Origin of the sequence: Salinicola sp. CR57 (assembly GCF_003206585.1) — a bacterium.
Taxonomy (GTDB): Bacteria; Pseudomonadota; Gammaproteobacteria; order Pseudomonadales; family Halomonadaceae; genus Salinicola; species Salinicola lusitanus.
In genome coordinates, this window is record NZ_PZJL01000013.1 from 38396 (window position 1) to 65330 (window position 26935).

Genomic DNA, 26935 nt, shown 5'->3' on the forward strand with positions numbered 1-26935 from the left:
CGGGCTTTGCTGGGCGCCTATCCTCCTGGGCATCCAGTCCCGGCGAGAATTCCCCGCCATACGCCAGGCACCCTCACCCCGGCACGCAGGAGGCCGCCGTGCGATCCTCCCTCGAAGCGATTCTCGATAGCACCCTGGCGGATCATGTGCCGGGCAGTAGCGTATGGGTGGCGCTCTCCGGTGGTCTCGACTCCTCGCTGCTGTTGCACGTCGTGGCGCCACTGGCGCGCCGGCGCGGCATCGAGCTGCAGGCGATTCATGTCAACCATGGCCTGCAGGCGGCGGCGGACGGTTTCGAGACCCACTGCCGTGCGCTGTGCCGGGCGCTGACGGTGCCGCTGAGTGTGGCCCGGGTCGAGGTGGAACCGTCGGGGCGGGGCGTAGAGGCCGCCGCCCGGGAAGCCCGTTACCGGGCGTTCGCCGAAACGCTCGCTGCCGGCGACCGGCTGTGGCTGGCGCACCACGCTGACGATCAGGCCGAGACATTGCTGTTGGCGGCGCTGCGGGGCAGTGGCGTGCGAGGTCTGGCGGGCATGCCGCCAACCCGTCAATGGCGGGGAATCCGGATCGAGCGCCCCTGGTTGGCCCTGTCTCGTGCCGACCTCGTGGATGAGGCCCGGCGCCGGGAGATCGTCTGGTGCGATGATCCCACCAACGCCGAGATGGCGTTCGATCGCAACTATCTGCGCGCTCACGCCATGCCGCCGCTGCGTTCGCGCTGGCCGAGGCTGGCCGAGGTCGTCGGGCGCAGCGCCGCGCATCTGCAGGAGGCCGACGAACTGCTGGGAGAGCTGGCGGCGATCGATCTCGCTGCGGCCGGTGGCGACCCGGAGCGCCTGCCGCTGACGACACTGCGAACCCTGACCCCGGCCCGTCTGCGCCTGCTGGTGCGCCATGCACTTCAATGGCGAGGGCTCGCCACTCCACCGGCCAAACGTCTCACGGAACTCGAGCGCCAGTTGCGCGTGGCGAGTGGGGACCGGTTGCCCGCCATCGCCTGGGCGGGGGGCGAGGCACGAATCTGGCGCGATCATCTGTTTCTGATGGCGCCATCGGTGGCAATCGATCCCGAATGGCAGCGGCCGTGGGATGGCAGGGCGCCACTCGAGACGCCCTGGGGTGTGCATTCATGGTCGCTGAGACCCTGGCCGCACGACGCGGACAGGCCGGTGCTGCGAGTCGGCCTGCGCCGAGGCGGCGAAACCATGCGCCTGGCTGGCCGGGGCAGGCGGGATATCAAGCGGCTGTTGCAGGAAGCCGGCATTCCACCCTGGCAGCGCGATCGGCTACCGCTGGTGTGGCAAGGCGAGGAACTCGTGGCCGTGCTGGGCACGCTGACTGCCGAGGGGTGGCGGCAGACGGCGCTGCCGATTCCTGCGGCGGCGGGAGCGCGGTCGGGAGACGACGGCTGAAGTGGCGCCGCGTTCAGACGTCGTAAGTCAGCGTCAGTCCTGCGGCCTTCTGGTATTCCGCCTCCTGTTCGAGGTCGTTGAGCAGTAGCGCCTGAAAACTGATCTCCGGTAGCGAAAGGTGCAGATCGTCACCTTTGCAGGCCAGCTGGAAATCCACCGGCGCCTGTTCCGGACGCGGATGATTGAGCATGACCGCCAGTCGTAGCAGGCGAGCCAGTCGGCAGTAGGTGGGTTGTATGGCGCTGGGCAGCGCTTCCAGCTCCTTGTGGGCGAACTTGCGCCGATGCGCGCGGACCAGAAAGGCCAGCGCCTGCTGCTCTGGCCGCGAGAAACCGGTCAGATCGGAGTACTCGATGAGATAGGCGCCATGGCGATGGAACTGGCTGTGGGAGATCGCCAGACCGATCTCGTGCAACTGGGCCGCCCAGATCAGGAATAGCCGCTGCTCCTCACCGAGGGCCCATGACTCGCTTACCTGGTCGAAGGCGACCATGGCGGTTTCCATCACGTGGTCGGCATGGGAGGCCTCGACGCTGTAGCGCCGCATCAGCAGCTCCACGCTGTGACGACGGGAATCCTCCGGGGTGTTGCGGCCGATCAGGTCGAACAGCACGCCTTCCCGCAGCGCGCCATCCGAGTAGCGCATCCGCTGGAGGTCGAAGGCCTCGAACACCGCGCAGAGGATGGCCACGCCAGCCGGGAACACCCGCGCCCGGTCCTCCTTGAGACCTTCCATGGCGACCTTTTCCAGTTGACCGAAGCCGATCAGTCGTTTCCGCAGCTTCATCAGTGCGTCGCGTTCGATCAGCGTGGCGTCCCCGTCGCCTCGTGCTCCGAGCACGGCCGCCACCGCCTTGATCGTGCCGCTGGAACCGATCGGATCCTGCCATCCCAGTCGGCAGTACTGGCGCTGGATGTTGGCCAGTTCGGACAGCGCGGCCATCTCGGCGCGTCGGAAACGCTTCTCGCTGAGCTCCCCACTGGCGAAGAACGCGCCAGTGTAGGCGACACAGCCCATATGGAGGCTCTCCAGCGCCTGCGGTTCGAAATCCTCGCCGATGATGAACTCGGTGGAGCCGCCGCCGATATCGACGATCAGGCGTCGGCCGTGGACTTCGGCCAGCGCGTGGGCGGCCCCCAGATAGATCAGGCGGGCCTCTTCACGACCGCCGATGATCTCGATCGGATGGCCGATCAGGGCCTCGGCACGATCGATCAGGGCGCGCGCGTTGCGGGCCGAGCGGAGCGCATTGGTGCCGACGATACGCAGGTCGGCGGCGGCGACGCCAGCAACGAAGGGGGCGAAGCGTTCCAGACACGCCAGCGCTCGATCCATGGCGGCGTCGGTGAAGTTCTCCTGATCGTCCAGTCCGGCTGCGAGCTGGACCTTCTCGCCCATCTTGGCGACGACCTGCAGCTGGCTGTCCTGATAGTTGGCCACCAGCAGGTGAAAACTGTTGGAACCGAGATCGATGGCGGCCAGACGGCGCGTCGCGTCTGTGGCGGTCGACTTCCCGCTCATGGCGTGGCGTCCTCGAAGGCTGGCGTAAAGACGTGGGTGTCCGCAGGGCAGCGGTGACGCCATGTCGTTACTGGCATCCTGGGCCCTGCGTCGGGTGGCTCAAGATTGCGGTGGGGGCGTGGCCTTGTCAATCGCCGGGGCGGCAGGCATGCTGCCAGGCGAGGTCACTTTCACGAGCGGGACGGAGGCTCATGCAGTCAGCGCGGCGTCATCTCAATAGTGAGACTTTCGAGCAGCAGCGCGAAGCGCGGGAGTCGCCCTGGCTGGCGATCTTCGTTGCCGACTGGTGTCAGCCCTGCGAAACGCTGTTGTCGCGGCTCTCCTCGATCTCTCATGAGTCGATCCGCGATTTACCGGTGGGGGTGGTGGATGTGGACCGCGAGCCGACACTGGCCGAACGGTACGGGGTCAAGGGGACGCCCACGATGATTCTGTTCGTCGACGGGGAGCCTCGACTGACGCGGGTCGGAGCCTTGTCGGAATCGCAGCTGCTGCAGGTGGGCGAGGAGTGTACGCGCCATTAGGCTGGCTACGACAACTGCGCTTGCCTGGCGATACCCGCGCTGGGGAGGCCTGCCCGGTCCGGTTGCGCCGTTTTCCTTGGCTGGCCTGGACAGCGACACTTGATCTTATGGCCCACGACCTCCATATTCGTGACTTGCTTTCGGAAGATAGCTTGTCTACCATCTGGACGTTCGCCTGTTCCGAATGCTTCTTGACCGCGTCGCGGTCCCCCAAGTCGTCAGTCAATCCCAGTACCGATTTTCGGCCAACGCCGATCTTTGGATAGCGACCACTCTTTCGGATGACTCTTTCCGCGAGATTGCAGGCGAATCGAATCGCTCTCCCGGCACCTTACGTCACACGCCAAGTCGGCATCCCGACCTGGTTGATGGCAGGTCCAACAGACCATGCGAAGCGCCTAGCTTCTGGGACGACTGAACGCGCCGCGCGGCATTTGAACTGACCGCCTCTTGTCCTTCTTTTCTATCTCGGCAAAAGTCATTGCCTGCGACACGAGCCCTCTCTGACCGAACTCATGAATCTAACCGAACTCAAGCAAAAATCCGTTCCTGAACTGCTGGATATCGCCCGCGAGATGGGCATCGACAATCTGGCGCGCTCACGCAAGCAGGACATCATCTTCGCCATCCTGAAGAAGCACGCCAAGAGCGGTGAAGACATCTACGGCGATGGCGTCCTGGAGATTCTGCAGGACGGATTCGGTTTCCTGCGTAGCGCCGACTCCTCCTATCTGGCCGGCCCCGACGACATTTATGTCTCTCCATCCCAGATTCGCCGCTTCAATCTGCGCAAGGGGGACTCGATCTCCGGCAAGATCCGGCCGCCGAAAGAGGGCGAGCGCTATTTCGCGCTGTTGAAAGTCAACGAGATCAATTTCGACAAGCCGGAAAACGCCAAGCACAAGATTCTGTTCGAGAACCTGACGCCGCTGTTCCCGCAGGAACGGATGGTGATGGAGATCGGCAACGGCTCCACCGAGGACATCACCGCCCGCGTGATCGATCTCACGGCGCCGATCGGCAAGGGCCAGCGTGGCCTGATCGTGTCGCCGCCCAAGGCCGGTAAGACCTTGATGCTGCAGAACATCGCCACCTCGATCACCCGCAACAACCCCGAATGTCACATGATCGTGTTGCTGATCGACGAGCGGCCGGAAGAGGTGACCGAGATGTCACGCACGGTGCGCGGCGAAGTCGTGGCCTCGACCTTCGACGAACCGCCGGCGCGTCACGTCCAGGTCGCCGAGATGGTGATCGAGAAAGCCAAGCGGCTGGTCGAGCACAAGAAGGACGTGGTCATCCTGCTCGACTCCATCACCCGTCTGGCACGTGCCTACAACACCGTCGTGCCCTCCTCCGGCAAGGTGTTGACCGGTGGTGTCGATGCCCATGCGCTCGAGAAGCCCAAGCGCTTCTTCGGTGCCGCGCGTAACATCGAAGAGGGCGGCAGCCTGACCATCCTCGCCACGGCGCTGGTCGATACCGGTTCGAAGATGGATGAAGTGATCTTCGAGGAGTTCAAGGGCACCGGCAACATGGAAGCCCATCTGGACCGGAAGCTGGCGGAGCGTCGCGTCTATCCGGCCTTCAATATCCGCCGCTCGGGCACACGTCGCGAAGATCTGATCGCGTCCGAGGAAGAGATGCAGCGGATGTGGATTCTGCGCAAGCTGCTCAACCCGATGGACGATGTGGCGGCCACCGAATTCCTGATCGATCGTCTCAAGGATACCAAGACCAATCTTGAATTCTTCGAAGCCATGAAAAGACGTTGATTCGGGCTGGCTGCACTCGATGATACTGTGTTGGAAAATCGCTCAAGCTGCTTATTTACTCTCGTAAACTCCGCGCTCTCGCGATTTTCCGCCCTGTCTCATCTTCGTTCGCCCACCCGGCTCTCAACGTTTCATGAGATCTTTGGGACAAAGCAGAAAATAGAGGGCAGCATGTTATGCTGCCCTCTTTGCGTTCTTGGATAGCGGGATGCGGGCAACGGTATGAAATATCAAGATTTACGGGATTTCATCGCGGCGCTGGAGTCACGCGGTGAACTCAAGCGTGTCACGGTGGAGGTGGATCCCTATCTGGAGATCACCGAGATCTGCGACCGTACCCTGCGCGCCGGTGGGCCCGCGCTACTGTTCGAGAACGTCAAGGGCAGTGACATGCCGGTGCTGGGGAATCTGTTCGGCACCCCCCAGCGGGTCGCCTTCGGCATGGGGCAAGAGAGTGTCGAAGCGCTGCGGGAGGTGGGCAAGCTGCTGGCGTTCCTGAAGGAGCCCGATCCGCCCAGGGGACTCAAGGACGCCTGGGAGAAGCTGCCGATCTTCAAGCAGGTCATGAGCATGGGACCCAAGACATTGCGCTCCGCGCCGTGTCAGCAGGTGGTGCTCGAAGGCGAGGATGTCGACCTCGACCGCCTGCCGATTCAGCACTGCTGGCCCGGTGACGTCGCACCACTGGTGACCTGGGCGCTGGTGGTGACCAAGGGGCCGCAGAAGGCGAGGCAGAATCTGGGCATCTACCGTCAGCAGAAGCTCGGCAAGAACCGGTTGATCATGCGCTGGCTCTCCCACCGCGGCGGGGCGCTCGATTTCCGCGAATGGCAGCAGGCCCATCCCGGCGAGCCGTTCCCGGTGGCGGTGGCGCTGGGCGCCGATCCGGCGACTATCCTCGGCGCCGTGACCCCGGTACCCGATACCCTCTCCGAGTACGCCTTCGCCGGTCTGCTGCGGGGATCCCGCACCGAGCTGGTCAAGTGTGGTCACGCCGATCTGGAAGTCCCGGCTTCCAGCGAGATCGTGCTCGAGGGCTACATCTACCCCGACGACATGGCGGCCGAAGGTCCCTACGGCGACCACACCGGCTACTACAACGAGGTCGAGCATTTCCCGGTCTTCACTGTCGAGCGCATCACCCATCGGCGGGATCCGATCTACCATTCGACCTATACCGGCCGGCCGCCGGACGAACCCGCCGTGCTGGGCCTGGCACTCAACGAAGTGTTCGTGCCGATTCTGTGCAAGCAGTTTCCCGAGATCGTCGACTTTTACCTGCCGCCGGAAGGATGCTCCTACCGCATGGCGGTGGTCACCATGAAGAAGCAGTATCCCGGCCATGCCAAGCGCGTGATGATGGGTGTCTGGAGTTTCCTGCGCCAGTTCATGTACACCAAGTTCGTGATCGTGCTGGACGACGATGTCGACGCGCGTAACTGGGAGGACGTGATCTGGGCCATCACCACGCGCATGGACCCGGCGCGGGACACGGTGATGGTGGAGAACACCCCGATCGACTATCTCGATTTCGCCTCGCCGACGGCCGGTCTGGGGTCCAAGATGGGATTGGACGCGACCAACAAGTGGCCTGGCGAGACGAGTCGCGAGTGGGGCGAGCCCATCGTCATGGACCCGGCGATCAAATCGCGGGTCGACGAGCGCTGGGAAAGCTACGGTATCGATGTGCCGGTACTGCCGGCACGAGTGGGAAAGTCGAACGAAGACGGGGCGGCATGACGGCAAGCAACGAGGTGAACATGACGGTCAGAACTTTGACCTGCCAAGTGGAGTCCGTCGAGGATCTGACGCCCGATGTGTTCCGGGTGATACTGGAAGGACGTGCCGAGGCGATCGCGCATGCCCCCGGGCAGTATCTCGAGCTGGAACTGCAACCTGATACGTGGGTGCCTTTTTCGATCGCCTGTGCAGAGACCGGCGACGGGCGGCTGGAGTTGCATATTCAGCACTGGCCCGAGCGCACCCACTCGGCACGTCTGCGGGAGCTTTTGACCCACCGCAACCGGCTGTCGGTGCGGTTGCCCAGCGGCGAGTGCACGCTCCCCGCCGGGCGGTCGGAACCCCTGCTGCTGATTGCGGCGGGCACCGGTTTCGCCCAGATCAAGGCCATCGTCGAGGCGGCGTTGACCGAAAAACCCGATCGGGAGATATCGATCTGGTGGGCGGTGCGCGAGCGTCGCGATCTCTACGCCGAGACCTTGGCCCGGGAGTGGGCACTGAAGCATTCGAGCCTGACCCTCCACGCCGTGGTCGAGACACCGGAAGCCTCGCTCGAGAGCCTGCCCGGCATTCGCTGGCACACCGGGCGCATCGATCAGGTGCTGGCCGCCGAGATCCAGACCCTCGACGGCGTCGAGATCTATCTGGCCGGCTCCCCCGGCATGGTGTACGCCTGCGTCGACACCCTGGCGCCGCGGGGGCTGGTGGCAGAGCAGGTCCACTCCGACGTCTTCAGTTACGCCCCCCGCGTGCCCTTTCTGCCGCTGCCGGAAGCCGACCCCGAGACGGCGCCGCTCACCCCCGGCGAGGAGAAGGAGCGCCCGTGAGCCAGTCCCCGATCCTGATCACCGGCGGAACGCAACGCCTGGGGCGTCACTGCGCCGAGCGGCTGCTCGACGACGGCCATCCGGTGATCGTCACCTATCGGCGAGAGCGGGAGACACTGTCGGGGTTACGCGAGCGGGGCGCGGTGACACTGGTGGCGGATTTCGGCAGCGAAGCCGGGATTCTCGATTTCATTGCCCGTCTCCGGGACAGCACCCCGAGTCTGCGCGCCATCATCCACAATGCCGGCGAGTGGCTGTCGGATCCCGAGCCCGAGGCAGCGGGAGCCACCTTCGAGCGCCTGTTCCGGGTTCACATGCAGGCCCCGTACCTGATCAATCTGCATGCCAGAAGGCTGCTGGAAGCCTGCCAGGAGCCGCAGCGCGATATCGTGCATATCACTGATAGCGTGGTACGGCGCGGCGCAGCGGGGCAGGCCGCCTACGCGGCGACCAAGGCGGGGCTCGAGAGCCTGACCCGGTCGCTTGCGGTACAGTTCGCGCCGCGAATTCAGGTCAACGCCATCGCACCGGGGCTCGTGATGCTGGGCGACGGCGAGGGAGACCGCGACGAGGGCGAATGGCGGGTGCCGGGCCCGGGCGTCATCTACCAGACGCTACGTTATCTGCTCGACAACGATTTCGTCACCGGGACGGTGGTGCCGGTCGACGGTGGCCGTAGCCTGGTCTGAAGCCGGCCGCCCTGGCGGGATCGAGCGACCGGGATCACCGGCTCGCGCTACAGCGAGACGGTGTCGCTGCGAATCTGTACCAGTTTGCCCGCGTCGATCACCGGGCCGGTCGGTCTGCCGCCTGGCGCACCCTCCCTGGGTTCCATGCTCACCGCGAAATCGGCGGTTTTCATCAGCCCCAGCATCTTGGCAGGCAATTGCATGGTGGCTTCGCCATGGTTCGGCAGCATGCCCAACGATACCGGCGTCCCGTTCTCCATCATCCATAGCTCACCGCCCTTGTCTTCGGGCATCGGTTCCGGCGATATCGCCTGCACCATCATCTTGCCGTTGAGCGTGGCGTTCAGGATCCAGGCCGTCTGTCCGTTGGGCTGGTTGATCACGAAGACGTACTCGCCAGGCATCATGGCCGGCTCCCGCGGCACCAGCGCGACGATCGCCAGGATCAGTGCCGCTGCAGTGGCGATGCCGCTGAACGCGCGCCAGAACCCCAGCCGTTGCAACGGCCCCGTCCTCAGTCCCAGGCGCGCCGCGATATCCGGCCAGACCCTCTTGGGCGGCGCGACGGGTTCCAACTGCTGGTTGAGGAGCTGCAGCCGTTCCCGCCAGGCTTCGACGCTGTGCTGGAGATCCGCACTGACCGCCAGCAGGGCCTCGAATTCGGCCCGCTGAGCGCCCGTTAGGGTGCCCAGGACGTACTCCCCGGCAGCCATCTCGCGCTCCTCGGGATCGGTCAGGCGAAACGTGTCATGCATGCTTTCAACCTCTCCAGGCCTCTTCGGACCCAACTCTTGACGGTGCCCAGCGGCGTGCCCAGATGGGATGCCAGGTCGTGGTGGGTCAGACCCTCGAAAAATGCCAGCTCGAGCGCCTGACGTTGCTGCATCGTCAACTCGGTCAAGCAGTGTTGCAGCGACTCCGCCTGCTGATTGATATCGCTCTCGCTCTCGAGATCCGATTCGCCCGGCAGCGTCTCGATGATGGCGTCCCCGTCGGCCTCCTGCGGCCGCTGGCGCCTGAGCCAGTCGATACCGATGTTGCGCGTCAGTGTCGACAGCCAGGTCATCGGTCTGGCGCGGTCGGCATCGTACTGGCCGGCCACCTGCCATACGCGGAGGTAGACGAGTTGCAGACAGTCCTGAGCCGCTGCTTCCTGCCTGACGATACGCAGCAACTGCGCATATAGATGCGGGCTGGTCGCGCGGTAGAGCTTTTCGAATGCAGGACCATCACCGCGGGCGCAAGCCTGGAGATTGTCGATCAGCACGTCATGGGGCGGGTAGGCCATGAAAGTCCTTTGAATTCTTTCTTTTTCTTGATTAGCAGTCTCGTCAACGAGTCCGAACAAGTAAAGCCTGAAGCGAAACCGTTCACGGTTTGGCATCAAAAGACTTGTCAAACCGTGTCGCCACGTTAGGATAGAGGCACGATCTACGCGAGAGAGCCCATGACCCCCAACCCCGCCATCCACGCTGCCGCTGCTGCCGATCTCTTCGGCGGTGTCGTCGCGTATGCGGGTTTTGGTTTCGGTTATGGCTACTGGTTTAGGACTGGCGTGCCCGTCGGTCGGTCGACATGACCTGAACCCGCGAGGCACGCCCCACCAGGGCTGCCTTCCGCGTATCGAGAACCCCCGGGAGCAGCCCTCCGGGGGTTCTCGCGTTTCAGGCCCCAACCCTGGAATGAGATGATGATGAACGCCGTGACATCTGCCCTGAAGCCCGCCGCCGAGAGCGCCCCGCGCCGGCGTGAACTGACCCTGCCCAGCGCCGCCGAGCTGCGCGCAGCGATCCCCCTGGAACCCATGCTGGCTGCCCGCGTCGCGGGTCAGCGCGAGGCCATCCGCGCGGTGCTCGACGGCCGCGACGAGCGCCTGCTGGTGGTGGTCGGCCCGTGCTCGATCCACGACCCCGACGCCGCGCTGGAGTACGCCGAGCGTCTGGCCGCGCTGCAGGCCAGGGTGGATGATCGCCTGCTGCTGGTGATGCGGGTCTACGTCGAGAAGCCGCGCACCACGGTGGGTTGGAAGGGGCTGGCCTACGACCCGCACCTGGATGGCAGCGACGACATGGCGGCGGGCCTGGCCAGCGCGCGCCGGCTGATGCGCGACGTCGCCGCGCTGGGCCTGCCGGTGGCCACCGAGCTGCTGCAGCCGATGGCCGCGGCCTACTTCGATGATCTGCTGAGCTGGGTCGCGATCGGCGCGCGCACCACCGAGTCGCAGATCCACCGCGAGCTGGCCAGTGGGCTCGACGCCTGTGTCGGCTTCAAGAACGGCACCCAGGGCAATGTCGACGTGGCGGTGGCGGCGATGCAGTCGGCGGCGCATGCGCATCGCCACTTCGGAGTCACCGCCGAGGGCACGCCGGCGATGATCGAGACCCCCGGCAACCCCTTCACCCATCTGGTGCTGCGCGGCGGCCAGGCCGGACCCAATCACGATGCCGCCAGTATCGCCGCCAGTCGCCGTGCGCTGGAGCAGGCCGGGCTGACGCCGCGGCTGATGGTCGACTGCAGCCACGCCAATTCGCGCAAGGATCACCGCCGCCAGACCGAGGTGCTGCACAGCGTGGTCGACCAGCGTCTGGCCGGTGAGCATTCGCTGATGGGGGTGATGCTCGAAAGTCACCTCTTCGAGGGCAAGCAGCCGCTCAATCCGGCGGCGCTGCGCTACGGTGTCTCGATCACCGATGCCTGCCTGGGCTGGGAGACCACTGAGCAGCAGCTCATCCGGGCTGCCGAACGGCTACGCGGCTGACGAGCCTGCGGTTCACGCAGGCGTTATCCAGAGACCGCTACCAGCGGAAATGGCGCTCCAGGCGTTCGCCGCTGGCGCTGGGGTCCAGGCGTCGACGCCACTCGGCCAGCGGATGGCTGTCGGCGATGCGGCCGCGCAGCTCGCCCTGGCCGCCGTTGGCGCCAGGCTTCAGCGTCAGCGAGAGTGCCAGATCCTGACCCTGTTCCAGGTTCAACCGCAGCTGGGGCGCACCGCCACGGCACGCGAACTGCAGCCGGGCATGGCCCAGCGCGACCCGGGTCGGGGTGAGCAACACGAGATCCGATGCCGTCAGCGCGCCGTGACTGGCGAGACAGCGCGTGCCGCGCAGGGTGATATCGAGCTGCCCCTCCCAGCGCGCCGCCAGCGCCAGTGGCAGACGCGAGAGATCGAGCGCATCGAGGTCGCCACCGGTGATCGTCCAGCGGGTGTCGAGACCATGCCAGGCGCCGCGGGCGTGCCAGGCACCGTGGCCTTCACCGAGGGTCAGCGCGAGTTGCCCGGGCCAGGCCAGTTTCCAGTCGAGGGGCCCAAGGGCCAGCGGCCAGCCATCGGCGCGCCAGGCGACGCGCGCCACGCGGCCCGCCGCCAGCGTACCCGAGGGGGCGACCAGGGTGACGTCACGCGCTATCGCTGCCCGCGGGCCGAAGGTCGTCAGCGGCCAGTCCAAAGCCAGCGTCAGGACGAAGGTGAGGGCGATGGTCAGCCCAGCGCCGAGCGTGCCCAGCATAGCGATACCGCGTCTCATCAGGGGCTCCCCGTCGCTGTGGTGTCCAGCGCCGCCTTTCCCGGCCCTGGCTCTGATTCCGGCTCTGATTCCGGCCCCGAACCCGGTCTTTCGAGCTGACTACGCCAGCGCGCCTCCAGCGCCAGGCTGCGCCCATCGCGGCGTTCGAGCTGCCACGCCACCGCCCACCAGCCGCGCTGCGCCGCCCAGCGTGCGAACTCGCTGAGCGCCTCGGGCGAGGTCGCCTCACCGCGGGTCACGACGCTGTCGTCATGCGTTTCGATACGGGTCAGTGCCAGGCCCTGTTCCACCGCGGCGCTGCGCCAGTGCTCGACGTTCACCGCTTCGATCGGCGGCGGCCGCAGCAGGCTCGGGTCCGGTCTCGCTGCGGTGAATGGCTCGCCCCCGGCGGGCAGATGTGTCAGCACGGCGTGGCCGGCGTAGGCCAGCACACCGACCAGCGCCAGTATCAGCAGACCCTTCTCCCGCCCCGAGCGCGCCATCCACAGCGGCGCCAGTCGGGCGGGCAGGCGCAAGGTGAATCGGCTCATGGGCTAGGCTCCAGGGCGTTGGCGGACAGGGTCAGCGCCAGGCTCAGCTCGCCTGGCCCTGGCTGCCATTGCGGCTCGCCCAGGGCAGCCAGACGCTGACGGGCGCGGGTTACCACCACCGGCGCCGGCGGCTCGGGGTAGCGCCAGGAAAGCGTTGCCTGGTTCCCGTTGATTGCCAGCCGGGATAGCTGCCAGGGCGTGGCGGCGAGCTGTGCCGTGGCCTGTGCCAGCGCCTCGCTGAGTTGGCGGTTGCGCTGCGCCAGGGCCTCGATGGCCGCTTCACGCCGGGCCAAGGCGGCCTGGGCATCGGCCGGCGGGGCCATGGTGAAGCGGGCGGCCAGCGCTGCCGCCTGTTGCTGCCCGGCCGCGGCCTCTGCGCGCCAGGTCGTGGCCAGCCACAGGGAGGCGTCGAGCAGTGCCAGCAGTGCGATGGACCCCGCCAGCCAGCGCGTGCGCCGTGGCGGCCGCCAGGTAGCCCCGGGCCAGCGCGGACCGCTGGTGTCTGCAAAGGGCAGCGCGGCGGGGGGGCTCGCCGCCAACCAGGTGAGGCTGCGGCGCCGGGCCTGCTCGGCCGCCGCTTCGCCGCCATCATGCTGTTCGTCATCGTGTCCATCGCCATCGTCGCGTTCGTCGTTGCGCTGTCGCGGTTGGCTGGTGTCGCCATGGGTATCGGCATCGGTATCGATGGTGCCATCGACCACCTGGCAGTCGCGCTCGCGCCAGGCCGGCGGCAGCGGCCAGTCGCGTGGCCACGCCAGCCACTGGACGGTCTCCGGGGCGCCCGGCGCCGCGGGTGGGGCCAATCCCTGGCACAGCCGGTGGCTGCCGTCATCGAGGAGGGTGACTTGATCCGGTGTTGCCGGCCGCGGCAGCGCCAGGAAGGCGCAGCTCCAGCTCGCCGGGGCCAGGCCGAGCCGCTGCGCCCAGGCGTGCCAGGCGGCGAGCTCGGCGCTCGGCAGGGCGATCAACTCCAGGTGGCCGCGGCCGCGCTGCAGCGGATGCAGATGGAGCTGATCCACCGCATCGCTGGTTACTGTCTCCAGCAGCAGCGGCCACTCGCGGCGCTTGAGCCCGCGCGGGGCGGCGAGATGGAAGTGGCTGACCGCGTCCGCCGGCAGCAGCAGGGTGACCGGGTGGGTGACGGCCAGCCGCGCCAGTGCCTGCCAGGCTTCGGGGGGGCTGGCGGCGCTCAGCGTCTGTGGGGTGGCGCCTTCGAGGCACCAGTCGATACAGGCCAGGGTGTCGTCGCCGGGGGCGAGGCGCTCGCGTGGGGCGACGAGCAGGCGGGCGGCGGCGCGCGCCGGGCGTCCGGGTCGGCGCATCAGGGCTGCTCCTGGGTGAAGAGATTATCCGCCGCCGGATCGGCGGCGTCCGGGGATGTGGCGGTGAGCCGGTCGCTGGGGTAGCCGCTGCGGCGGCTCAGCACCCGCACCCGCGCGGCCGGCTGCAGCGGGTAGAAGGCGCTGGTGCCCTCGGCCAGCAGCAGGCGCTGGAAGTCATAGTGCTGACCCGCCAGGCGGATGCGGATATCCAGCGCCACATAGTCCGGGGTCAGCCGCAGGCGGCCGCCGTAGCGGTCGAGCCAGGGCGCATCGCCGCCGAGCACCTGGCGCACCGCGTCGAGATTGGTGTAGCCCCCCGGCGGGCGGTCGCGCAGCAGCGTGGCCAGGGCGCCGCGATCGACCTGGCCCTCGAACAGCGCATCCAGCAGCGGCAGGTCGCCGGGCCCGAGGGCGTTGAGATCGAGCCGCCAGGGGCCGTCGTCGGGCAGGGTGCAGAGCTCGCCGAAGCGGCCGACGCGGCGGCTGTCCAGAGGCGCCAGCCAGTTGATCTCGCTGGGATCGCGGAGCCAGGTGTCGGCGCTCGTCCGGGGCGGATCGAGGCGCGCATAGTCGGCGCCGTCCATGCCGCCGACGCGGGAGAGGTTGTCGGCATCGATCCAGTCAGCGAGACGGGCGACGAACTCGCTCGGGTTCATGTCGGTGAGGCGCTCGCCGGCGTAGTTGGCCACCCAGTAGCGCAGCTGGCGCTGGGCCAGCGCGGCCTGGCTGCCACCGAGGGCGTTGAGGTTGAAGCAGGTGCGCAGGTCGTGCACCACCAGGTGCAGCTCGCCGGCGTCGGTGGGGTAGCGCAGCGGGCGCCCGGCCAGGGTCTGCCACCACAGATCGGCGTGACGCACCGCAGCGTCGGTGAGCGCGCGGCTGGCGATGATCTCCGCGCCGCGGGCGTAGAACTCGGCCTGGGTCTCCTGCTGCAGCAGCTCGAGACGGGTCAGCTCGCGCCGGCCCTGCAGGGTCAGTGCGCTCAGGGTGACGCTCACCAGCGCCAGTGCCAGCAGCACCATCAGCAGCGCGGCCCCGGTCTGATGCGGTGCGCCCGGGGAGCCGCGGCGGGCGCTCGACGGCGGGGTCATGGCAGCAGCTCCGGCAGTATCGCGGTGGTGGTCACCGGCCGGCCGTGGCGCTGCCACTGCACGCGCACGCCCTGGGCGATCCCGTTCGGTGGCGGAGCGGCGAGCCAGCGCCCGGCAGCGAAGAATTCCAGCGTCAGCGCAGTGACGTCGTCGAGTGCCGCCACCCGCTGCCACTCGGGCTCACCGGCGGCGTCGAGCAGCCCGCTGGAGTCGAGCGTCAGGGTGGCGCCGTCGCGATCCCACTGCAGGCGCTGGCGGCGCAGGCGGGTGTAGAAGTCGCCCACCGGCAGCGCTGCCGCGCCCAGCGAGACCCACTCCAGCCGTGACAGGTCGGCGCGATAGGCGAGCGGCAGGTTGAACAGCACCAGACCGCGTTCGTGCACCGGGCGCTGTACCAGCGCCTCCAGGCGCCGCGTGAGCAGACGGCTGAAGTCGATCTCCGTTGCCAGCGGCGGCGGCTCGGCGAAGCGCTCTCGGACCGTCACCAACTGGTTGACCAGCGCCGCCACGCCGATGCCGACCAGCGCGGTGAGGGCGATGGCGATCATCACCTCGAGCAGGGTGAAGCCGCGCTGGCGCGGCGACGACTCGGCTGGCGGTCTCATGGCGGTGCCAGATAAAGGGTGAAGGTGAGTACCGGGTTCTCACGGGCCGGGTCGTCGTAGAGCGCCAGGCGCCCCTGACGCAGGCGCTGGATCGGCGTGGCGCTCACCGTCAGGCGCCACCAGCAGGTGTGTCCCGCCTGGCTCAGTTCGCCCTGCTGGGTGCCCAGGCGCGGCCAGTAGTGGTCGAGCGCCGCGCGGCTCTCGAACTCCCGCGCGCACAGCAGCAGCGGCGCACGACGCGCCGCACTCTCGGCGATGCGCACGCGCTGCTGCACGCCCTGGGCGACGATCACCGCGATCAGCGCCAGGATGAACAGCGCCACCACCACCTCAAGCAGGGTGAAGCCGCGCTGGCATTGGGCCTTGCGGTAGCCGGGCCTGACACTCATCGCCCACTGCCTGTCACGTTGACCCCGAGCGCATCCACCGCCAGGGTACGGCTGGCGCCATCGCCCGCCAGGCGGATATGCGCGCCCACTACCTCGCCGTCGGGCAGCCACACCAGCCAGGGCGTGGTGGTGTCGGCGGCCGGCGGCTGACGGCTGGGCTGCAGCGGCGGATCCCAGCGCCGTGGGTCGAGCCCCAGGCGTTCGCCGAAGGGTTGCCAGTCGTGGCCGGGCTGCCAGCTGACGAAGCGGTAGCCCTCTGCCAGCGGCTGCCAGCCGATCACCCGCTGGCGCGCCCGGGCGACATCCGCGGCCAGGCGGAATGCGCCGGCCAGTTCGCGGGCCTCGCGGTCGAGCCGCTCGCCGGGATGCGTACCCGCCAGCCAGGCCACGGCGAGGCTTGAGCCCAGGGCGATGATCACGATCACCACCAGCAGTTCGATCAGCGAGAAGCCCCGGGCGTCACGAGACTTCACAGCATCCAGTTGCCGATGTCGGCATCGATGCCCTCACCGCCGGGCTGGTTGTCGGCGCCCAGGCTGTAGAGGTCGACCCGGCCATGCTGGCCGGGGCTGGCGTAGTGATAGGGGTGGCCCCAGGGGTCCTCCGGTAGCCGCCGGATATAGCCGTCTTCACGGTAGTTCTCGGCCAGCGGCGCGACCTGGGGCGGGGTGATCAGCGCCGCCAGCCCCTGTTCGGTGGTGGGGTAGCGGTAGTTGTCGAGACGATACATGTCGAGGGCCTGCTCGAGGGTCGAGATATCGGCGCGCGCCTTCTGCTGCATGGCGTCGTCCTGATTGCTCAGCACATTGGGAGCGACGATCGCCACCAGCAGACCGATGATGAAGATCACCACCATGATCTCGAGCAGGGTGAAGCCGGACTGGTGGCCGGGGCGGGGAGCGCGTGTCATGCCGTTTCCTCTCTCGTCGTTGTCATATCAGTCGTTTCCGTCATGGCTTGCGTGTCTGCCGGGGCGCTACAGCGCCACGCTGCTGTTGAGCTGCATGATCGGCAGCAGGATGGCGAGCACCACGATCAGCACCACTGCGCCCATGACCAGAATCATCAGTGGTTCGAACAGCGCCAGGGCCATGTCGACACGGCGGTTGAAGGTGCTCTCCTGGGCGTCGGCGATGCGTTCGAGCATGCTGTCCAGGGTGCCGCTGGCTTCGCCGCTGGCGACCATGTGCAGAAGCGAGGGCGAGAAGCGCCCCGACTCCTGCATCGCCCGGTGCAGGCTGACCCCGCTCTCGACCCGCTGCTCGATCAGCGCCACCGCCTCGCGCATTTGATGGTTGCCCAGGGTGTCGCGGCTCACTCGCAGCGCCTCCAGCAGGGCGATGCCGCTGCGGGTGAGGATCGCCAGGGTGCGGGTCAAGCGCCCGGTGTCGAGTAGCCGGATCAGCTCGCCCAGGCGCGGCAGGCGCAGCAGCAAGGCATCGAGCCGTGCCCGCGGTGCCGGGCGGCGCAGCACGCGTAGTGCCAGCGGCAGGCCCAGCAGCAGGAGGGCGAGCAGCCACGGCCCCAGGCTCAGCGTCAGTTGGGAGAGGCCGATCATCAGCCGGGTCAGCCACGGCAGCGCCATGTCGGAGCGCTCGAACTGCTGCGCCAGGCGTGGCACCACCCAGGTCATCAGCCCGCTCACCACCGCCAGCGACACCCCCGCCAGCACCAGCGGATAGACCAGCGCAGTGCGCGCCTTCTGACGCTGCGCCTGGGCCCGTTCCAGATGGTCGGCCAGGCGTTCGAGCACCAGCGCCAGGCGCCCGGCGCGCTCGCCGGCGGCGACCAGCGAGCGGTAGAGCAGATCGAAGCTCGCGTGGGGCTTCAGGCTGTCGGCCAGCGAGTGGCCTTCGCGCACCCGAGTGCCCACCGCCAGCAGCAGCGCGCGTTCGCGCTGGCGCTCGGCCTGGCGGGTGAGGGCGTCGAGGGCGTCGCTGAGCGGAATGCCCGCCTCCACCAGGGTCGCCAGCTGGCGGGTGAGCAGTGCCAGGCTGGTGGGGTCGAGGCGCCCGCGGCCCGGGCGCCCGGTGGCGCCGGCGTCACGCACCAGCGCCAGCCGGCGCGGGAATAGACCGCGCTCGTGCAGCAGCTGGCGCGCCTGACGCTCGCTCTCGGCCTGCAGCACGTCGCGCTGGCGGCGGCCGTCGGGGCTCAGGGCCAGATAGCGATAGGTGGGCATCGACTCTCCCCGGCCATGTCTGAAAAGGACTGCGCTCGCCCATACGGCGTTAAAAATCGTCTCGAGATGCTCATTTACACCCCCGTAAACTCCGCTCTCTCGCCGATTTTTGCCTTGTCTGGGCTTCGCTCGTCGGACTTTTCAGACATGGCCTCAAGAAAGAGGGGATGAACGTGTGGCGCCGTAGTCTGACTGACGCTCGATGGCAGTTTGAGGTCAGCGCGGGGGGCAAGCTCAGCGGTGGATCGCACGCAGCACCTCGTCGAGCGACGTCTCACCCGCTGCCAGCCGTGCCAGCGCCGCCTGCGCCAGACTCTGGGCGCCAGCCTGGCCGAAGGCGTACTCGGCCAACGCCGCCTCGGGGGAGCGCTCATGGATCAGGCCGGCCAGTCGGGCGTCGATGGGGATGAACTCGTAAAGCCCCAGACGGCCGCGGTAGCCGCTGTGGTCGCAGTGGTCGCAGCCCTGGGGTTCGGCCAGCTGCGACAGCGTCTCGATGCCGGGCAGCCACTGGGCGTCGTCGGCATGGCGCGGGCGCCACTCGCAGCACGCCGGGCACAGCCGACGCACCAGCCGCTGCGCCATCACTCCCTTGAGGCTGGTCGCCAGCAGAAACGGCTCGATGCCCATGTCGCGCAGGCGCGCGATCGCTCCCAGCGCACTGTTGGTGTGCAGGGTCGAGAGCACCAGGTGGCCGGTGAGACTCGACTGCACCGCGGTGGCGGCGGTCTCCAGATCGCGGATCTCGCCGATCATGATCACATCCGGGTCCTGGCGCAGGATGGCGCGCAGGCCGCGGGCGAAGGTCAGCCCGGCGTGGGGATTGACCGGGGTCTGGCCGATACCCGGAATGGCGTACTCCACCGGGTCCTCGACGGTGAGGATATTGCGGCTGCGGTCGTTGAGTGCGTTGAGGCTGGCGTAGAGGGTGGTGGTCTTTCCCGAACCGGTGGGTCCGGTATTGAGCAGGATACCGTTGGGCTGCTGGAGCACCCGGCGGTAGCGCTCGAGCACCGCCGGCGGCATGCCAAGGCGGTCGAGGTCGAGCAGCGCGGCGTGCTTGTCGAGCAGACGCATCACCACCCGCTCGCCGTGGATGCCGGGCAGGGTGGAGACGCGGATGTCGACGTCGCGGCCGGCGGCGCGCACGGTGATACGGCCATCCTGGGGCTGGCGCTTCTCGGCGATGTCGAGCCGCGCCATCACCTTGATCCGCGAGATCAGCACCGGTGCCAGCACCCGCGGCGGACGCAGCGCCTCGCGCATGGCGCCATCCACCCGCAGCCGGATCACCAGCTCGCGCTCGAATGGCTCGACGTGAATGTCCGAGGCGGACAGGCGCAGGGCCTCGGAGAAGACGCCGTTGATCAGCCGGATCACCGGTGCCTCGTTCTCGCTCTCGAGCAGATCCTCGGCGCGCGGCAGCTCCTGCATCAGGCTGTCGAGGTCGACGTGCTCGGCCAGCCCCTCCAGCAGCGCCGCGTTGTCGGCGCGTTCACCGTCGTGCAGCGCGGCCAGGCGTGCCTCGAAGGTGTCGCCGTCGAGCCACTCGCAGCCTTCGGCACGGCCCAGGCGGCGCTGGATGTCCTGCAGTACCTCGAGCTGCAGCGGCGACGGCGTGTCGCGACACAGCAGGCGGTAACCCTGCGTGCCCGGGGCCAGCGCCACCCCGGCACGCTTCGCCAGCCGATAGGGCAGCGGCACGACGCTATCGTCGCTGGCGGCGAAGCCCGGTGTCACGGTCATGGCGCCAGACTTCCCAGGCGGTTGCGCTGATCGGGGAACAGCGCGCTCCAGCGCGGCTGACCCGGCGTGGTCGGCGCCGTGCCCTCCATTCCCGTGCCGGCCGACGATGTGACGTCAGCCGAAGACGTGCCGCCGGCGGCCGTGTTCGCCTCTGACCAGGGCGCCAGCGCCTGGTCGTCGTCGAATCCGGCGAGCAACTGCTGGGCGCGCATGTAGCGATACTTGTCGGCGGTGGCGCTGTCCATCTGGGCGGCATCGCGGAGCACCCGGGCGCGGATGAACACCATCAGATTGCGCTTTTCGCGCTCGTCGCGGTTGTACTGGAACAAATTACCGATCAGCGGGATATCGCCCAGCAGTGGCACCCGCGCCGAGCTCGAGTTGCCGGCGTTGCTGATCAGCCCGCCGAGCACCACGATGCCGCCGTCGCGGGTGATCACCGAGGTCTCGATCTCGCGCTTGTTGGTGACCACGTCGGAAGCCTGGACATTGGGGTCGATCGACGACACCTCCTGGACGATGTCCATGCGGATGGTGTTGTCGGAGCTGATCGAAGGGCGGATGCGCAGGCTGACCCCGATGTCCTCGCGCTGGATGATCTGGTAGGGGTTCTCGTTGAAGGTGGTGGAGCCGGTGACGAAGGGCACCTCCTGACCCACCAGGATGTAGGCCTGGGCGTTGTCGAGGGTGGTCAGCGAGGGGGTCGACAGCAGGTTGGTCTCGCTGTCGCTCTGCAGCGCGCCGAGCAGGGCGGCGAAGCTCACGCCGCTGTCGCTGATCCGGCCGACCCCGGCGCTGGCCCCGGTGATGCTGCCGAGCAGCCGCGCCAGCTGACTGGTGTCGTTGCGCGCGGCGGCGCCGGCGATGGCGTTGATTCCCGGCTGGCCGTCGGCGGCGTAGTTGAAACCGCCCACGGGTACGGTGCCACTGCCGGAGAGATCGCCGAACAGCCACTGCACGCCGAGACGCTTGGCGCGGGACTCGGTGATTTCGGCGATGATCGCCTCCACCGCCACCTGGGCGCGGCGGATATCGAGTTGCTTGATGATGCTGGCGTAGGCGTCGAGCCGCGCCGGCGGGCCGACCAGTACCAGGGCGTTGGTCGAGGGGTGGACGGCGAAGCCGACCGCTTCGTCGCCGGCGCCGAGGGTACCGGCGACGGCGGCGTTGCGGCTGGTGGCATCCGGCAGCGCGGGCAGCCCGCTTCCGCTGGCGTCACCCATGGCGCCGAGACGGCTGCCCTGCAGTGCGCTATCGCCACCGCCGGCGCGCTGCAGCAGTTGCTGCACCTGACTCTGGGGATTGGCGCCCCCCGCGTTCTGGGACCGTTCGCCGGTCAGTCCGCCGAGGACCGCGACCACCGACTCGGCGCTGACATTGTTGAGATAGATCACCCGGGTGTTGCGCTGCTGGGCTTGGGCCTGGGGCGCATCCAGCGAGGCGACGAGCTGACGCACCCTGGCCAGCCCGGCGGGGTCGCCGTAGGCCACCAGGGCGTTGGCGCGCGGATTGGCCACTACCTTCACCTGACCGCCGCCCTCGCGTTGCATCAGCGAGTCCAGGGTGCCGGCGAGCTCGTCGGCGGAGGCGTGCTCAAGCGGTAGTACCGCGGCCTGGAGATCGCGCTGGCGGTCGAGACGCTGGGCCAGTTGGGTCAGCCGCTGGAGATTGTCACGCCAGTCGGTGACCACCACCAGATGGCTCTCCGGCCATGGCGTGACCGTGCCCACCTGGCTGTCGACCAGCGGCTGCAGCACGTTGGCTAGCGTCGCGGCGTCCAGGTTGCGCGTCTCGATCACGCTGGTGGCGACGCTGGCGCCCTGGGCGGCGTCGCCCAGCGGCAGCGGCTGGGTGCGCGAGGCCTGGGCCGGCACGATGCGTACCTGGCCGCCGCCGAGCGGGACCGTGGCGTAGCCGTTGATCTGCAGCTCGCTCTGGAACAGGCGATAGAGCTCGTCGGCGCTCAACCGCCGCTGGCTGGTCAATGAGATGGTGCCCTGGACCCGCGGGTCGACGAGGAACTCATGACCGGTGATCCGCCCCACGCTGTCGATGAATTCGCGCAGACTGGTTTCCTGGAAGTCGACGTCATAGCGCGGGATGGCATCCGTGGTGGCGCCGGCCGTTCCGCTCGCGGGCGTCTGGGGCTGTGACTGGGCCAGGGCCGGGGTCGCCAGCAGCAGCGCTGGTAACAGGGCCAGTAGCAGCGTGAGCGCCAATCGATACGGCAGGGAGTTCATGGGGACGACTCCGAAAGCGTGGATGAAGAAGCGGCGGGCGAGATCCCCCCGCTCGGCGTGGCGGCCGGCTCGGGCCAGGGCAGACGCTCCAGCCGCCCGGACCGCGACAGCACCACGCCCTCGCTGTCGATACGCGCCAGGGTGATGCCCGGGGCGATGCGATCCCCCGGCATCAGCGCGCGCTGGCCGTCGGGGGTCGCCAGCACCACCAGCGAGTTTGCGCCGCCCTGGCTCAGCGCCCGGCCGACCACCCGGTAGGGCAGGTCGGTGAGCGGGATGCGCCGGTCCGCTTCGGCGGCCTGCTGCTGCCAGGCCGCGGGTACCGGCGGCAGCGCGGCGGGGTCGAGGAGGAAGGTCGTCGGCGGCGCGACAGGGGCGGCGGGGGCCAATAGCCGCGCCGTGCCGGTCAGCGCCTGGGCCGCCAGCCACGCCAGCAGGCATAGCGCCAGCCACTGCGCCGGGGCGATCAGCCAGGCCGGGAGCGTCATGTGCTCAGACGCGCCTGCGGATGCCAGCCGGGATGCCCCTCGACATAGCGCGCCTCTAGGCTCGGCGGCGTGATGGCCGGCGGGGTACCGCCGTGGTCGCCGAGATAGCGCTCCAGGCGCTGCCACAGCGGTTCGCCACCGGCCTGGGGGCGGGCGCTGAAGCTGCGCCAGGTGAGCCCTCCGGGCAGCGCGTCGAGATGGGCGCGCGCACCGGTGGCGGCACCGTAGTCGAGCGTCCAGCGGGTCGCCGAAAGACGCGGCAGGTCGCGGCTGTCATTGAGGATCAGCGGTGTGCCCAGGCTGTTGTCCAGCGCCCGTTCGAGCAACTGCGCCAGCTCTTCGGTGCGCGGTGCCAGCTCGACGACCCGGGCCGGATGGCCGCCGCTCAGGCGCCACAGGTGGTCGCGGGTGATCGTCTCGCCAGGAGCCAGCAGGATGTCGTGGCGCAGCCCCGGCAGCATCGCGCGGGTGGTGTCACTATCCCCGGTTAGGGCGGCGGCGATCAGGCCATCCCAGGTGCCGCCGACGCTGTCACGGCGCCACAGCCAGTCCGGGGCGCTGCCCAGCGGGCGGTCGAGCCAGCCGGCGTAGGGCGCGCGCAGGGCGTCGAAGCGCGCCTGGTGATCGGCGGCTGCGGCGTCCGCTGCGGTGTCGTTGCGCTGGAACTCGGCGTGGATCTGCCAGCCGTCGCGGGTGCTGCGGCAGCTGAGATGAAAGAAGCCGCTGGCGTGGCTGCCGGGCAGGCAAAGCGGCACCGGTGCGCCGTGGGCATTGTCGACTGCGATCAGACGGGGCCAGAAATCCTGGCCACGGGCGGCCAGCACCAGATCGACCTGTGGCAGCCGCGCGGCCAGCCAGCGCGCGGTGGCGCTGCCGGTATCGGCCAGCAGGACCACCAGCTCTGCCTCCGCGGCGGCTTGGGACACGCTTTCGGCCAGGGCCTGGTACCACTGATCGAGGGCGCGGGTCTCGTCCAGGGCGTTGGGGTCGCTGGCGCCGACCACCGCCACTCGCACACCGTCGCGTTCGAAGCGGGTCGCCGCGCTGACGCCGGCGGGTGGCGCGTCAAGATTGCCCAGCACCGGGCGCGCATAGTCGCGGTAGAGCGCCGCGGCACGCTGTGGCCAGAGCACGCGCTCGTCGCTGCTGACCCGAGCATCGCTGGCCAACAGATGGCTGGCGGCGACGCCGGCGCTGCCATTGGCCAGATGGCCAAGGCCGCTGCCGCTCCAGCACTGGCCGTTCTCCAGCGTCAGGGTGCGCTCGGTGCCGAGTTCCCGGCGCAGGCGGTCGAGCTGGGCGACCAGCCCGCCATAGCCGGCGGTATGGCGCCGGGCGGCGCTGTGCGGCGTATAGAGGGCGGCCCATTCGGCACCAGCGCTGCCCGCCAGCGTGGTCACGCCGTCCGCGGTGGCCCAGGGCGCGGCGCCGAGCAGCTCCGCCGGGCCCAGGTAGGTGGCGGGGGCGACGATCCGCGTGGGGCCGAGGCACTCCAGGGTATCGGCCAGGTAGAGGATCTCGACCTGGCGCCCCGGGGCCAGCGCCCGCGGGCTGCTGATCATTGGCGAGGCGCAGCCGCTCAGCCCTGCTCCTAGTCCGGCACCCATCAGGGCGCCGACCAGACGCCTACGAGTCAGGTCGCAGCCCCTGCCGGTGGCGGCCTTGGGGGCGGTCAAAAGGGGGTCAGTCATGAGGCTCCCGCGAATGATTCAACGCGGCGTACGGTCTTCGCCGCCGCCGGACTCGGCATCCTAATGACTGGGAGATGACGGTTTCGTGACGACGCGACGGGTGGGGTGCTGCCGTCAAGTCGTCATGGTGTTGTCACCTTGCTGCTCTAAGTTGCCTCCGGGTAACGCATTCCGGTGGCCGTACGCGCCGGATCGCCAAGTGGCTGGCGGCGCGCATCGCCGGCCCGGGCGCCACGGATCAGCAGACCGTCATTAGTGGATTACTCCAAGAGAGGGGACACCCCATGAGCAAGGCAATCGAGAATCATCGTGTTCTCAACCAGAGCGAGAACGAGCCGTTCTCATCCGTACTTTCGCGCCGCATATCGCGTCGCGGCATCATGCAGGGGGGCGCCGGTCTGGCCGCCATGGGCCTGCTTGGCGGTTTCGGTCTGGCCGGCTGCAGCAGCGACAGCGACAACCACAACAACAATGGCGGCTCCGGTAGCGGCTCGCCGGAAGCGACCCCGCTGGCACTGGCGTTCTCCTCGATCCGCGGGTCGCGCACCAATGGGGTGGTAGTGCCGGAAGGCTATGTCGCCCAGGTGCTGATCCCGTGGGGTACCCCGCTCGACAACAGCGTCGGCGCCTGGTCCTCGGACCGCCGCGTCACGCCTGAGTACCAGGCGGCCAGCGTGGGCATGAACCACGATGGCATGCACAACTTCGCGCTGAGCGAAGAGAGTGCCTCGCGCGAGTTCATCATGGCGCTCAACAACGAGTACATCGAGCAGAGTGCGCTGTGGGCTCCGCAGGGTGGCCCGACCAACGCCGAAGACGGCGCGCGTCCGGCCGACGAGGCGCGCACCGAGATCAACGCCCACGGCGTGACCCTGGTCAAGCTGGCGCTCGGCAGCGATGGCCAGTGGAGCGAAGAGCGTGGCTCGCGCTACAACCGCCGCATCACCTCGGCCACGCCGATCGAACTCGCCGGCCCGGTGCGCGGTAGCGCCTACGTGGTGACCGCCTACTCCACCAACGGTACGCGTACCCGCGGCACCAACAACAACTGCGCCAACGGCTTCACTCCCTGGGGCACCTACCTCACCTGCGAGGAGAACTGGCCCGAGATCTTCATCAAGGATAGCGATCGCTACGCCGATGACGATCGTCTGGGAGTGCGCAAGGATCGCAGCCGCTACGGCTGGGAGACCGCCCAGGGTGGCACCAACGGCGAGTTCGCGCGCTTCGACGCCACGCCGAGTGCGGCCTCCGCATCCGGAGACTACCGCAACGAGCCGCGCACCTTCGGCTATGTGGTGGAGGTCGATCCCTACGGCAACACCGCCAGCGTGAGTACCGAAACCGCGGCGCTCAAGCGCACCCATATCGGCCGCTTCCGTCACGAAGGGTGCTGGCCGGGCAAGGTGGTCGAAGGCGAGCCGGTGGTGTTCTACACCGGTCACGACTCGCGCAACGAGTACATCTACAAGTTCGTCTCCAAGGCCAAGTGGGATGCCCAGGACGCCAACCGTCCCGGTCAGGACTACGACCGTCTGACGATCGGCTCCAAATATCTCGACGAAGGCACCCTCTACGTGGCGCGTTTCAACGATGACGGCAGCGGTGATTGGCTGCCGCTGACGCCGGACGCCACCACCCGTGACGGTCGCCCGCTGTGGCAGGCGCTCGAGCTGGCCAACGAGCGTGACCTCGCCGGGGTACTCATCAACACCTGCGACGCCGCCGACTTCATGGGTGCGACGCCGATGGACCGCCCCGAGTGGGGCACCGTCGATCCCTCCTCGGGTGAGGTCTACATGACCTTGACCAACAACTCCAAGCGCACCGCCGAGGGCACCGCTGCTACCTACACCAATGGCGGCAGCGACATCGACGAGCTGGGCGCGGGCTACGCCACCGCCCCGGTCAACGGCTCCAACCCGCGCCCTGACAATGAAGGTGGCCAGGTCATTCGCTGGCACGAGCCGTCCCCTGCGGGGACTAGCTTCGAGTGGGAGGTCTTCGTGTTCGGCGCCGCCGAGAGCGATGCTGACAACTACTCGGGGCTCACCGAGCTCAACCAGTTCGCCAGCCCCGACGGGCTGTGGTACGACGACCGCGGCGACGGCCGCGGCATCCTGTGGATCGAGACCGACAACGGCTACGAGGGTGTCACCGACTACACCAATGACCAGGTGCTGGCGGTGGTGCCGGGCAGCGTCAGCCGTGGCCCGGGCGACAAGGCGGTTATCGATGCTGCCGATCAGGCCCAGCTCAAGCGTTTCGCCGTCGGCCCCAACGGCTGTGAGGTGACCGGTATCTTCGCCACGCCGGACAAGACCTCGCTGTTCATCAACATCCAGCACCCGGGCAACTGGCCGGCGGATCCTGACGCCAACGTGCAGGATGCCACGGTCGCCATCCCGGAATCGGGAAGCGTGCGCGCGCGTGCCGCCACCGTGGTAATCCGCAAGCGTGATGGCGGCGAGATCGCGGTCTGACCCACGGCTATCTCGTCACGCAAACCAACTCGTCACACAAGCTTTGGGCCGCGCACAGCGCGGCCCTTTTGCATTTGGGGTGAGCGCATTGGGGACTTACGCCAGTGGCAGGGGGGCCGAGGCAACGGCGCCGCACCCGCTGTCAGCGCGGTCCA

Annotated in this window: 24 protein-coding genes; 8 read left to right on the forward strand and 16 right to left on the reverse strand. The window is 68.2% G+C overall.

Annotated features, from left to right (window positions below; translation table 11 throughout):
* Window positions 1–98: 98 nt before the first annotated feature.
* Complete coding sequence (tilS, locus tag DOM56_RS18065) at window positions 99–1412, forward strand: tRNA lysidine(34) synthetase TilS (RefSeq protein ID WP_110710405.1); 1314 nt, start codon at window positions 99–101, stop codon at window positions 1410–1412.
* 13 nt (window positions 1413–1425) lie between these two features.
* On the opposite strand, the gene DOM56_RS18070 is transcribed toward tilS, so the two are convergent.
* Window positions 1426–2934, reverse strand: a complete 1509-nt coding sequence (locus tag DOM56_RS18070) for a Ppx/GppA phosphatase family protein (RefSeq protein WP_110710406.1) — start codon at window positions 2932–2934, stop codon at window positions 1426–1428.
* A 191-nt stretch (window positions 2935–3125) separates the two neighbouring features.
* Here DOM56_RS18070 and DOM56_RS18075 point away from each other — a divergent pair, with 191 nt between their 5' ends.
* The 5 genes from DOM56_RS18075 to folM all read left to right on the forward strand — a co-directional run bounded on the left by DOM56_RS18075 (window position 3126) and on the right by folM (window position 8489).
* Entirely contained in the window at window positions 3126–3458 is a 333-nt protein-coding gene (locus DOM56_RS18075; protein ID WP_110710407.1) for a thioredoxin domain-containing protein, read from the forward strand.
* Between the two features lie 515 nt (window positions 3459–3973).
* Entirely contained in the window at window positions 3974–5233 is a 1260-nt protein-coding gene (gene rho, locus DOM56_RS18080) for a transcription termination factor Rho (RefSeq protein ID WP_110602257.1), read from the forward strand.
* A gap of 222 nt (window positions 5234–5455) precedes the next feature.
* Window positions 5456–6973 carry a 4-hydroxy-3-polyprenylbenzoate decarboxylase gene (gene ubiD / locus DOM56_RS18085; RefSeq protein WP_110710408.1) on the forward strand — a complete coding sequence of 506 codons (1518 nt, stop codon included), beginning with the start codon at window positions 5456–5458 and terminating at the stop codon, window positions 6971–6973.
* Window positions 6974–6993: 20 nt separating this feature from the next.
* Complete coding sequence (locus DOM56_RS18090) at window positions 6994–7800, forward strand: FAD-binding oxidoreductase (RefSeq protein ID WP_110710435.1); 807 nt, start codon at window positions 6994–6996, stop codon at window positions 7798–7800.
* Complete coding sequence (folM, locus tag DOM56_RS18095; RefSeq protein WP_110710409.1) at window positions 7797–8489, forward strand: dihydromonapterin reductase; 693 nt, start codon at window positions 7797–7799, stop codon at window positions 8487–8489. The genes DOM56_RS18090 and folM overlap by 4 nt, the downstream gene beginning before the upstream one ends.
* Before the next feature lie 47 nt (window positions 8490–8536).
* Here folM and DOM56_RS18100 read toward each other — a convergent pair whose 3' ends face one another.
* Window positions 8537–9244: an anti-sigma factor gene (locus DOM56_RS18100; RefSeq protein ID WP_110710410.1), complete on the reverse strand. Its 708-nt coding sequence runs from the start codon at window positions 9242–9244 to the stop codon at window positions 8537–8539.
* The gene (locus DOM56_RS18105; RefSeq protein WP_110710411.1) at window positions 9223–9777 is read right to left on the reverse strand and encodes a sigma-70 family RNA polymerase sigma factor; all 555 of its coding nucleotides are present in this window, start codon (window positions 9775–9777) and stop codon (window positions 9223–9225) included. Before DOM56_RS18105 ends, DOM56_RS18100 begins: the two co-directional genes overlap by 22 nt.
* A gap of 399 nt (window positions 9778–10176) precedes the next feature.
* On the opposite strand from DOM56_RS18105, the gene DOM56_RS18110 reads away from it, so the two are divergent.
* Window positions 10177–11247: a 3-deoxy-7-phosphoheptulonate synthase gene (locus DOM56_RS18110; protein ID WP_348627142.1), complete on the forward strand. Its 1071-nt coding sequence runs from the start codon at window positions 10177–10179 to the stop codon at window positions 11245–11247.
* 37 nt (window positions 11248–11284) lie between these two features.
* Here DOM56_RS18110 and DOM56_RS18115 read toward each other — a convergent pair whose 3' ends face one another.
* From DOM56_RS18115 to DOM56_RS18175, 13 genes are all read right to left on the reverse strand, one after another.
* Entirely contained in the window at window positions 11285–12013 is a 729-nt protein-coding gene (locus DOM56_RS18115; RefSeq protein ID WP_110710412.1) for a type II secretion system protein N, read from the reverse strand.
* The gene (locus DOM56_RS18120; RefSeq protein WP_110710413.1) at window positions 12013–12543 is read right to left on the reverse strand and encodes a hypothetical protein; all 531 of its coding nucleotides are present in this window, start codon (window positions 12541–12543) and stop codon (window positions 12013–12015) included. The genes DOM56_RS18115 and DOM56_RS18120 overlap by 1 nt, the downstream gene beginning before the upstream one ends.
* Window positions 12540–13865 (reverse strand): type II secretion system protein GspL, encoded by a 1326-nt coding sequence (locus tag DOM56_RS18125; protein ID WP_110710414.1) that lies wholly within the window; start codon window positions 13863–13865, stop codon window positions 12540–12542. Before DOM56_RS18125 ends, DOM56_RS18120 begins: the two co-directional genes overlap by 4 nt.
* Window positions 13865–14956 carry a type II secretion system minor pseudopilin GspK gene (gspK, locus tag DOM56_RS18130; RefSeq protein ID WP_110710415.1) on the reverse strand — a complete coding sequence of 364 codons (1092 nt, stop codon included), beginning with the start codon at window positions 14954–14956 and terminating at the stop codon, window positions 13865–13867. The genes DOM56_RS18125 and gspK overlap by 1 nt, the downstream gene beginning before the upstream one ends.
* Window positions 14953–15561 carry a prepilin-type N-terminal cleavage/methylation domain-containing protein gene (locus DOM56_RS18135; protein WP_110689000.1) on the reverse strand — a complete coding sequence of 203 codons (609 nt, stop codon included), beginning with the start codon at window positions 15559–15561 and terminating at the stop codon, window positions 14953–14955. Before DOM56_RS18135 ends, gspK begins: the two co-directional genes overlap by 4 nt.
* Window positions 15558–15950, reverse strand: a complete 393-nt coding sequence (locus tag DOM56_RS18140; RefSeq protein ID WP_110710416.1) for a type II secretion system protein — start codon at window positions 15948–15950, stop codon at window positions 15558–15560. Before DOM56_RS18140 ends, DOM56_RS18135 begins: the two co-directional genes overlap by 4 nt.
* Window positions 15947–16423: a GspH/FimT family pseudopilin gene (locus DOM56_RS18145; RefSeq protein WP_157958279.1), complete on the reverse strand. Its 477-nt coding sequence runs from the start codon at window positions 16421–16423 to the stop codon at window positions 15947–15949. Before DOM56_RS18145 ends, DOM56_RS18140 begins: the two co-directional genes overlap by 4 nt.
* Entirely contained in the window at window positions 16420–16860 is a 441-nt protein-coding gene (gene gspG / locus DOM56_RS18150; RefSeq protein ID WP_110710418.1) for a type II secretion system major pseudopilin GspG, read from the reverse strand. Before gspG ends, DOM56_RS18145 begins: the two co-directional genes overlap by 4 nt.
* 66 nt (window positions 16861–16926) lie before the next feature.
* On the reverse strand, window positions 16927–18132 hold the full coding sequence (gspF, locus tag DOM56_RS18155) for a type II secretion system inner membrane protein GspF (protein ID WP_110710419.1): 1206 nt from the start codon (window positions 18130–18132) through the stop codon (window positions 16927–16929).
* 234 nt (window positions 18133–18366) lie between these two features.
* A complete protein-coding gene (locus tag DOM56_RS18160; RefSeq protein WP_110710420.1) occupies window positions 18367–19878 on the reverse strand; it encodes an ATPase, T2SS/T4P/T4SS family in 1512 nt (503 codons plus the stop codon).
* Window positions 19875–22118 carry a type II secretion system secretin GspD gene (gene gspD / locus DOM56_RS18165; protein WP_110710421.1) on the reverse strand — a complete coding sequence of 748 codons (2244 nt, stop codon included), beginning with the start codon at window positions 22116–22118 and terminating at the stop codon, window positions 19875–19877. Before gspD ends, DOM56_RS18160 begins: the two co-directional genes overlap by 4 nt.
* Window positions 22115–22606, reverse strand: a complete 492-nt coding sequence (locus tag DOM56_RS18170) for a type II secretion system protein N (protein ID WP_110710422.1) — start codon at window positions 22604–22606, stop codon at window positions 22115–22117. The genes gspD and DOM56_RS18170 overlap by 4 nt, the downstream gene beginning before the upstream one ends.
* A complete protein-coding gene (locus tag DOM56_RS18175; protein ID WP_157958280.1) occupies window positions 22603–24297 on the reverse strand; it encodes a lipoprotein UxpA in 1695 nt (564 codons plus the stop codon). The genes DOM56_RS18170 and DOM56_RS18175 overlap by 4 nt, the downstream gene beginning before the upstream one ends.
* Window positions 24298–24581: 284 nt before the next feature.
* Between DOM56_RS18175 and DOM56_RS18180 the strand changes: the two genes are divergently transcribed.
* Window positions 24582–26780 carry an alkaline phosphatase PhoX gene (locus tag DOM56_RS18180; RefSeq protein WP_110710424.1) on the forward strand — a complete coding sequence of 733 codons (2199 nt, stop codon included), beginning with the start codon at window positions 24582–24584 and terminating at the stop codon, window positions 26778–26780.
* Window positions 26781–26935 lie beyond the last annotated feature (155 nt).